This is a genomic window from Komagataeibacter xylinus NBRC 15237, from assembly GCF_001571345.1.
Classification (GTDB): domain Bacteria; phylum Pseudomonadota; class Alphaproteobacteria; order Acetobacterales; family Acetobacteraceae; genus Komagataeibacter; species Komagataeibacter xylinus.
The window spans coordinates 1-2,157 of sequence record NZ_BCTP01000110.1 but is presented as its reverse complement, the minus strand read 5'-3'; the positions used below and the strand labels follow the sequence as shown (position 1 = coordinate 2,157).

Here is a 2,157-nt window from a genome sequence, read left to right as displayed (position 1 = left end):
CTCTGTCCTTCCCCTGGGGACACACACGGCAGTTCGCGGAGATCGACGGGACGACCGTTGAACTTTCCGATGAAGAAGCGGGCCGTCTGACCGCTCTGCACAGCGAGCAGGAAACCATTGAGGCGGAATACGCGCAGGCCGATGAGTTCCCGGAGGACGTCGATACGCGGCTGGGTGAAATCGAGCAGGCTATCGAGGCGCTGGAAGAACGCCCTGTTTCCTTCGATCCGGCGGACATGGTCCGGGCCGGTGTCTTCGTCAGCCTGGATACAGACGGCACGCTGCTGGTCGAACGGGGTTTCGTCCGGCCGGAAGATATGCCGGTCGAACTCGAAGTCGATCAGGACGAATCAGACAGATATGACGACGCCATTGACCACCGCGGCGATGGCGATGATGCCGAAGGGGATGGGAGGGAAGGCGCACCCGATACCGACCCCGAGGAGGAAGACGGACTGAAACCGCTTTCCGATCGCCTGCTGACGGAACTGACGGCCTGGCGCACACTGGCCCTGCGGGATGCGTTTGCCAGCAATCCGCATGTCGCGCTGACCGAACTGCTTCACACGCTGGTACGCGATCTGTACTGGCAGGTCTCGGGCGCAGATTGCCTGGAAGCCTATGTCCGGGAAATCCCGCTGCAGGTCCATTCCCCCGACATGCCCGGCAGCCTGCCGGCCCACGCGCTGCGCCAGCGCAACGAGGGCTGGAAGCACGATTTGCCGGAAGACGAGGCTGCACTCTGGCTGTGGCTCGACCGGCTGGACGACACCAGCCGTCTGGCCCTGCTAGCGCATTGCCTGTCTTTCGGGATCAACGCGCTGCATGAATCGTCTCATGGTCCGTCTCTGGCACGCAGCGTCAGGGAGCGGCTTGCGCGAGCAGGCCGTCTCGCCACTGCGCTCGCGCTCGATCTGGCCGAAGCAGGCTGGCAGCCAACGGTGGAGAACTATCTCGGCCGCGTCACCAAGGCCCGCATCCTCGAAGCCGTGCGCGAGGCGCGGGGAGCCGAGGCGGCAGAGCGTATCGCCCATATGAAGAAGGGTGACATGGCGCAAGCGGCTGAGCGGCTGCTGGAGGGCTCCGGATGGCTGCCCGAGGCATTGCGGACGAGGAACGTGGCGGAGCGAAGTGAAGGGGGAGCAGGGGTAGCTCGTATGCCCGATAGCCCGGACGCGGTGGCGGCCGAGTGATGTCAGCCCGCTGACTGGTATTGGCGCCTTTCGGTCTCCGGAAGGCGCCTTTTATATGGGAACGACGACATCACGCCGGAATGGCTGTCGACGGTGGTCAGTGACGGGTCACCGGCTGCAGGTGTCGATCCGTTTCAAGCCTGAGGGCCGCTGTCCATAAGGGTGTTTTGGTATAGAAATCCCGCCTGTTGAGGCCGGTGCCGGTTCGGTGCTCGTTGAGCAGTCCTGCCCAGCACAGTGGACGCAGGACATGGACGTACAGACTGGCGGTCAGCTTGAAATCCCGGTGACGGATCTCCTCCTCTTCACCCCCGTAGAGAACCGAACATAGTCGCTCTTCGGTGACGGCAGCCTGGGCTTCGATATTGATGACGTTGAGAAAGATATCCCAGTTGCCGAACAGCGGCTCATCGCTTCGGGTGTAAGGACTGTGGTCAACGACAAAGAGGAGATGGGTCGTTAACAGCATCCAGAGCCGGGCAGGCTCCGATCTGAGTTTTCTCGCCAGGTCGGTCAGCCGCAGGGTTCCCTTGAAATGCCGTGCGAGCTTCGCACTGAGCAGAACCTCATGCAGGATCACCAGCGGCGGGAAATCGTGTTCATTGAGGACTTTGTTAACGGCGTAGAGGTCTTCGACCGTATAGGCTGGCCAGTCAAATGCCTCGGCGGCCCACGCGACAAAATAGCGCTTGAGCGCCTTGGTGGGCGTGAGGCCGATCGGGCCGTTTTCCTCAATATAGCCGATCGTCAGCAGCGCGGCCTTCAGGATGAGGGCATGCGACAGGGGGAGGTCGGTGTCGGGCGAACGAAACGGATTCATTATATAAACAATGAACCAGGTAGGTGCGAGTTGCCAGTCTGGCTTTGCGACGCAGAGACGATCTCCGTCCCGCGTCCTTCATTGTAATGTCGGTTGTCGCCCTCATGTCGGACAATCCGAAGCACAAACAAATGCTCCCAAAGC

At 61.5% G+C, this 2,157-nt stretch carries 1 protein-coding gene and 1 pseudogene; one reads left to right on the top strand and one right to left on the bottom strand.

The genetic code is table 11. The features are described from left to right. Positions 1 to 1,193 (top strand): annotated as a pseudogene (locus tag GXY01S_RS16560) (chromosome partitioning protein ParB); the annotation flags it as partial. A gap of 97 nt (positions 1,194 to 1,290) precedes the next feature. Here the strand turns inward: GXY01S_RS16560 and GXY01S_RS16555 are convergent. Further along, complete coding sequence (locus GXY01S_RS16555; RefSeq protein ID WP_029604276.1) at positions 1,291 to 2,013, bottom strand: hypothetical protein; 723 nt, start codon at positions 2,011 to 2,013, stop codon at positions 1,291 to 1,293. Positions 2,014 to 2,157 lie beyond the last annotated feature (144 nt).

What these genes read in the sequence shown, in the direction of transcription:
- GXY01S_RS16555 (WP_029604276.1), bottom strand. Translation starts at nt 2,013, where the DNA reads ATGAATCCGTTTCGTTCGCCCGACACCGACCTCCCCCTGTCGCATGCC.